This window comes from Mycobacterium sp. (assembly GCF_032162605.1).
Lineage (GTDB): Bacteria > Actinomycetota > Actinomycetes > Mycobacteriales > Mycobacteriaceae > Mycobacterium.
Genome location: NZ_JAVROT010000522.1, coordinates 1 through 5,591, shown reverse-complemented (window position 1 = coordinate 5,591; position 5,591 = coordinate 1). Strand labels below are relative to the sequence as shown.

The 5,591-nt window shown below is 67.8% G+C and carries 10 protein-coding genes; 9 read left to right on the top strand and 1 reads right to left on the bottom strand.

The genetic code is table 11. The features are described from left to right. Positions 1-202 precede the first annotated feature (202 nt). The 4 genes from mbp1 (at position 203) to QOI01_RS28960 (ending at position 1,958) form a co-directional block, all read left to right on the top strand. Positions 203-436 (top strand): microaggregate-binding protein 1, encoded by a 234-nt coding sequence (gene mbp1 / locus QOI01_RS28975; protein ID WP_526386588.1) that lies wholly within the window; start codon positions 203-205, stop codon positions 434-436. A gap of 435 nt (positions 437-871) precedes the next feature. Beyond that, complete coding sequence (locus QOI01_RS28970; RefSeq protein ID WP_526386587.1) at positions 872-1,012, top strand: hypothetical protein; 141 nt, start codon at positions 872-874, stop codon at positions 1,010-1,012. Positions 1,013-1,021: 9 nt separating this feature from the next. Continuing rightward, positions 1,022-1,573, top strand: a complete 552-nt coding sequence (locus QOI01_RS28965; RefSeq protein WP_526386586.1) for a type 1 glutamine amidotransferase domain-containing protein — start codon at positions 1,022-1,024, stop codon at positions 1,571-1,573. Between the two features lie 13 nt (positions 1,574-1,586). Continuing rightward, positions 1,587-1,958 (top strand): hypothetical protein, encoded by a 372-nt coding sequence (locus tag QOI01_RS28960; RefSeq protein WP_526386585.1) that lies wholly within the window; start codon positions 1,587-1,589, stop codon positions 1,956-1,958. Positions 1,959-1,970: 12 nt separating this feature from the next. Here the strand turns inward: QOI01_RS28960 and QOI01_RS28955 are convergent, their stop codons facing one another. Next, positions 1,971-2,168: a hypothetical protein gene (locus QOI01_RS28955; protein ID WP_526386584.1), complete on the bottom strand. Its 198-nt coding sequence runs from the start codon at positions 2,166-2,168 to the stop codon at positions 1,971-1,973. A gap of 148 nt (positions 2,169-2,316) precedes the next feature. On the opposite strand from QOI01_RS28955, the gene QOI01_RS28950 reads away from it, so the two are divergent. The 5 genes from QOI01_RS28950 to QOI01_RS28930 all read left to right on the top strand — a co-directional run. Continuing rightward, positions 2,317-2,592: a hypothetical protein gene (locus tag QOI01_RS28950; RefSeq protein WP_526386583.1), complete on the top strand. Its 276-nt coding sequence runs from the start codon at positions 2,317-2,319 to the stop codon at positions 2,590-2,592. 102 nt (positions 2,593-2,694) lie between these two features. Beyond that, complete coding sequence (locus tag QOI01_RS28945; RefSeq protein WP_526386582.1) at positions 2,695-3,408, top strand: glycosyltransferase family 2 protein; 714 nt, start codon at positions 2,695-2,697, stop codon at positions 3,406-3,408. Beyond that, entirely contained in the window at positions 3,405-4,346 is a 942-nt protein-coding gene (locus tag QOI01_RS28940; protein ID WP_526386581.1) for an acyl-CoA dehydrogenase family protein, read from the top strand. The genes QOI01_RS28945 and QOI01_RS28940 overlap by 4 nt, the downstream gene beginning before the upstream one ends. Then, complete coding sequence (locus QOI01_RS28935; protein WP_526386580.1) at positions 4,343-5,110, top strand: PIG-L deacetylase family protein; 768 nt, start codon at positions 4,343-4,345, stop codon at positions 5,108-5,110. The genes QOI01_RS28940 and QOI01_RS28935 overlap by 4 nt, the downstream gene beginning before the upstream one ends. Continuing rightward, the coding region (locus tag QOI01_RS28930) for an SAM-dependent methyltransferase (RefSeq protein WP_526386579.1) at positions 5,110-5,591 on the top strand (482 nt) is incomplete at its 3' end. The genes QOI01_RS28935 and QOI01_RS28930, both read left to right, overlap by 1 nt.

Below are 5,591 nucleotides of genomic sequence, written 5' to 3'. Positions count from 1 at the left end.
AGGTAGTTGGAGTCGACCAACGTGCCATCGATGTCGAACAACACTGCAGCTGCGGTCATTACGAAGGTGTTCCCCCGACTGCGCCGGCGAAACGGAGCCGCCGCCAAATTCCGGCCTGCGACGGGTTTCGTTCGGCTTCCCGGCCGGGAAGGCTGTTTTGGGATGGACCCCGAACGACGAACAACGAAGGGAGAACGAAACCATGGCAGAACGCAATGGTGTCGAAGAAGCCGTCGAGGGCGTCGTCGAAGGCGTGAAGGGCAAGGCCAAGGAGGTCGCCGGAAAGGTGACCGACCGCGACGACCTTCATCGCGAGGGACAGGCCCAGCAGGACAAGGCCGATGCCCAGCGCGAAGCGGGCAAGAAGGAGTCCGCGGCGGAGAGCGCACGCGGCGCCGCGAAGGCGAACGAAGCGCGCGAGGCGGCCGAACAGTAGGCAACGCGAAGGGCCGGCTCGTCGGAGCCGGGCCTTCGCCGTGGGCCAAACCCATTATGACAGTTACCAATAACGCAATTCAGTTCAGAGACGGCTGGAACGCCCTGCGGCTTCCAGGACCTCCTCAGCGGCTTCTTCATCATCACCGAGCAACAGTACGGCTCCGGTGATCTGGTCGGGCCCGGGCCGTGGCAGCTTGCGTCAACTGATCGTCGCCGGCCTGAGCCGGGCCGGAATCTCCAGCCGCCCCACTGCCACGGTGGACGCCGCCTGAGGTTTGGCCGCGCTGTAGATGGCAATCCCTTGATGCATGGGCGCCGACGCCATCCTCTATGACTACCTCTGGTCCCAGATCGACAAGATCTTCGCGGGTGACGCCGGCCTGCGCAGTGGGGTGAGATTCAAACGGTCCTCGGCGACCATCAGGATGCCGTCGTGGCCATGGCCGCACTGCGCCGCATGGCGGCGTCCACGGGTACCGCAGGCGGGCGCAACGGCTTCACCTTCGGGCTGCTCTACGCAAGGGAAGTCCACATCGCCGACGAGAGTCGACGAGCCGCAGGCAAACTGAGTTGAGGAGCAAGGATGACCAAGAAGGTTCTTCACGGCAAGCGGGTTGCGATCCTCGCGACCAACGGGGTCGAGCGACGTGAACTCGACGAGCCCAGGGACGCGGTGCGTGACGCAGGCGCGGACACCGAGCTCCTGTCCCTGGAGGCCGGTGACATCGACGCGCGCAACCACGATCTGGAACCTGCGGGTGAGTTCACCGTCGATCGTGCGGTGGCCGCCGCCGCCGTCGACGAGTTCGACGCGCTGCTGATCCCCGGCGGCACCGTCAATGCCGACAAGCTCCGCCTCGACGAGTCGGCGGTGGCGTTCGTACGGGACTTCGTTCAGTCGGGGAAGCCGGTCGGCGTCATCTGCCACGGACCGTGGACGCTGATCGAGGCCGGGGTCGTCAAGGGCAGGACGCTCACGTCGTTCCCGAGTCTGCGAACCGACCTCCGCAATGCGGGCGCCAATCCGGTCGACGAGGAGGTGGTTGTGGACGGCAACCTGATCTCGAGCCGGTCACCCGATGACCTACCCGCCTTCTGCAAGACAGTGGTCGAAGAATTCGCCAGGGCACGTTAGGAGACAGAACACCATGACCGTCAGCACATTTCAGGATCTGCCGCTGGCCGACAGGGACCGTGAATGGGACGGTGCCTCCGCCGAGAAGCGAGTGCGCAAGTGGGCAGAGGTCACAGATGAGCCCAACCCCAGGTACCGCGACGCCCACGTCTGGTACGACGCCGAGAAGAAGGAGAACTTCACCGCCTACAAGCTGCTGATCGCCGACGTGATCGACGGCAAGCTCACCGCGGTGCCTCGAGGGGTGATGGCCGCGGCCGCGGTGATGCAGGGCTCGCGCGGTGGTGTCGATCTGCCCGCCGGTGACGTCGAGCGAGTGAAGAACCATCTTGCGAAGTACTACGCCAAGATGGACGACACTCCACCTTGGGCCTCCGACGACTAGACCACGCTTGAGTCAGTCGCGCTGGGCCCGGGCTTCGGCACCGGTTTCTCCCGCGTCGAAGTCGTCGTCGGAACTCTGCTCGCCGACATGGGACCCTCCGCCGTTCCCGTCGGCGCGTGAGGCCGCAACGTGAGAGTCGTCGGCTACGTCCGACTCGCCGTGCGACTTGTTCTCGGGATCAGTCGTTTCCTTGCGGTGTCGTCCTGACATCGGTGTACCTCCTAGGTGCTAGGCGCAAGTTACCCCAATCGCAACCGCGGGATCTCGCGGAAACGTTTCGCCGTGCCCTTCGCGGGGCACATGCATACCGACTACGGCGGCCACAGCAACCTTGCAGGAGGAGTCGACCTTGAAGTGCATGACGGTGATGACGAGCGTGGTAGCGGCGGGCGTCGCATTGAGCGCCCTGGTGAGTGGCTGCGGCGCAAAGGTCGAAGGGGGAGACACGACGTGCAAGGACTACATCGCCGCGAACGACGCCGACCAGCAGACGGCGGTGTCGAAGATGTTGAAGGACGAGAAGGGAACCGACGCGGCGCAGCTCGAGATCACCGGGACGAAGCTGTCGGTTCAGACCTTCTGCAAGACCGCAGGCAAGGAAGACAGCAAGATCAGGGAAGCTCCGCACCTCTAGCACGCCCGTGAAGTGTGCACTGTCGCAGTGGAAGGAACCGATGATGGTTGACGACCACGTCGATCCCGTCGACCATTCGCGCACGACCCGTCCGCACGCGCGATGACGATCGACCGGGCGGTGGTGGTGATCCCCGCCCACGACGAACGCGGCAATCTACCGCGATGCCTGCACGCCGTCCTCGCCTCGGCTTCGGCGCTGGCGGCTCCCACGCTCGTCGTCGTCGTTCTCGATGCCTGCAGTGACGGAAGCGCCGACCTGGCACACCAATTCGGTGTCGACGTCCATTTCATCGAGGTCGACGTGAAGAACGTCGGGGCGACGCGCGCGGCCGGATTCGCCCATGCGCGATCCGTTTACAGTACGCAGGCGTCTGACGAATCTCGCATCTGGTTCGCCACCACCGACGCCGACAGTCGCGTGGGCGGCGAATGGCTGGTACGTCAGGTCAAGGCCGACGCCGACATGGTTCTCGGCGTCGTCCACGTCACCAACTGGCGGCACTTCTCCGCCGCCGCGGTGAACCGCTACCTAACCGCCTACCGGGCGAAGTCACGCAAGGGTGGCGCGGGACACGGGCACGTCCACGGAGCGAACATGGGCTTCCGGGCCGACGTCTACTGGGAGGAAGGCGGATTCGCCGCCCTGGCCAGCGGGGAGGATGTCGACCTGGTGCGGCGCTTCGAGCACAGCGGCCGTCGGATACACCGGGACGCCCGACTGTCGGTCGAGACGTCGGCCCGAAGCGAGGGGCGCGCGCCGCGCGGATTCGCTGCGTACCTGCGCTCGGTGTCACACAGCGGTGGTGCCGCATGACGGCGGCGCTGGTCCGGCGGTGGCTGGAGGCCGGCGAACTGGACCTGCCCGCACCGGGGTCGGGAAGCACGGGCACCAGGTGGTGGAAGCTCGCCGCGTTGACGGAGAACGACGTCGTCGCGGGCCGGCTGGCGGAGGCACACGCCGATGCGCTGGCGATCCTGACCGAACTCGGCGGTCCGGCTGCCGAGGCCGGACAGCTGTGGGGGGTATGGGCCGCAGAGGCCCCGCACGCGGTGGTCACGGTCAGCGAGGACGGCGGCCGGGCGACGCTCGAGGGCACCAAGGGGTGGTGCTCTGGCGCAGGAATCTGTACCCACGCCCTGATCACCGCCAGGCGCGAGGACGACCTGCGCGGGCTCTACGCCGTCGATCTGAGCCAGCCCGGGGTCACCGCCATGAGCGAGAGCTGGCGCAACGCAGGCATGCGCGCGAGTGACACCCGTTCGGTCCAGTTGAGCGATGCGGTCGGCATCCCGGTCGGCCGGCCTGGTGAGTATCTGGCGCGGCCCGGCTTCTGGCACGGCGCCATCGGGGTGGCGGCGTGCTGGCTCGGCGGTGCGCGCAGTGTGGCCGCGCCCCTCTACCGGGCCGTCGCGGACGGGCACGACGGACCCGCGGCGGACCCTCACACCCAAGCCCACCTCGGCGCCGTCGACGCCGCCCTCGCTGCCGCCGAGGCCATGCTGGTCTCCGCGGCGTGTTACGTCGATGCCGAGCCGTTTGGCGACCGCGCAGAACTCATCGCGCGCCGGGTCCGGGTCGTCGTCGAACGGGCCGTCGACGAGTCGATCACCAGGACCGGTCGAGCTCTCGGACCAGCCCCACTGGTGTTGAACGCGCGGCACGCCCAGCGTGTCGCCGACCTCACGATCTACGTGCGGCAGAGCCACGCCGAGCGTGACCTGGCCGCGCTGGGAAGGGCGGCGGCCAAGTGACCACCACGGCGGCGGGGAACGGCGCCAGGTTCGCCGCACAGCCGATCGAGGGTGGCGGCACCTCGGCGGCCGACTGGCGCGATTGGGGCCGGGAGTTCCCGGCCGTGGACCTCGCCGAGTGCCCGGCGCTGATCGTCGTCGCGCCCCACCCCGACGACGAGACGCTGGGATTCGGAGCGACGGCGTCGACCCTGCGGTCGCGCGGCGTCGACGTCCGCGTCGTCTCCGTCAGTGACGGGGGCGGCGCAGTTCCTGGGTTGTCGCCCCTGGAACGCGCCTGGCTCGAGCGCGACCGACGCAAGGAGCTCCGGCGGGCCACCCAGACCCTCGGACTGGGCGAGCCGATCTGCCTGGGTCTTCCCGACGGTGAGCTGTCCGCCTGTGAAGACGAGCTCGCCCGTCTGCTCGCGGACCTGGTGGCCTTGGGGCCCAAGGGCACCTGGTGTGCGGCGACGTGGCGTGGCGATGGTCATCCCGACCACGAGGCGGTCGGCCGGGCGGCGGCCGCCGCGGTCGAGCGGACCGATTCGACACTTCTCGAATACCCGGTGTGGATGTGGCACTGGGCGCGGCCAGACGACGCCGACGTGCCGTGGCACAGAATGTCGATGTCGCCCGTCGACAGGGCAGCCATGGCGCGCAAGCGACGGGCGGCGACCGCCTTCGTCACCCAACTGCGCCCGTACGAGCAGGGCATGGACGCCACCTTGCCGCCGTTCGTGATTCAGCGACTGTTCGCGGTTGGCGAAGCGGTGTTTCGCTGATGCCGCGCCTGCCCGACGAGTACTTCGAAGACATCTACGCGAAGGCGCAAGACCCGTGGCGGCTCGCGGAGCGGTGGTACGAGGAACGCAAGTACGCCATCACGATGGCGATGCTGCCCAGTAGGCGTTACCGGCACGCGTTCGAGCCGGGTTGTTCGATCGGCGTGCTCACCGAGAAGCTGATCACCCGTTGCGACCGGGTCACGTCGTGCGACGTGGCGCAGGTGGCTCTCGACGCCACCCGGGACAGGGTCGGCGAGCGCGAGGGTCTCACGCTGCGGCGGCTGTCCCTGGACGCGGAGTGGCCCGCCGAGGACTTCGACCTCGTCGTGCTCTCCGAGGTGGCGTACTACCTGCATCCCGACACCCTGCGCCTGGTCGTCGACCGCGAGTTCGCCCGTCTCGAGGCAGGCACGACACTGGTGGCGGCGCACTGGCGGTACGCGGTGGACGACTATCCAATCTCGGGGGATCAGGCCAA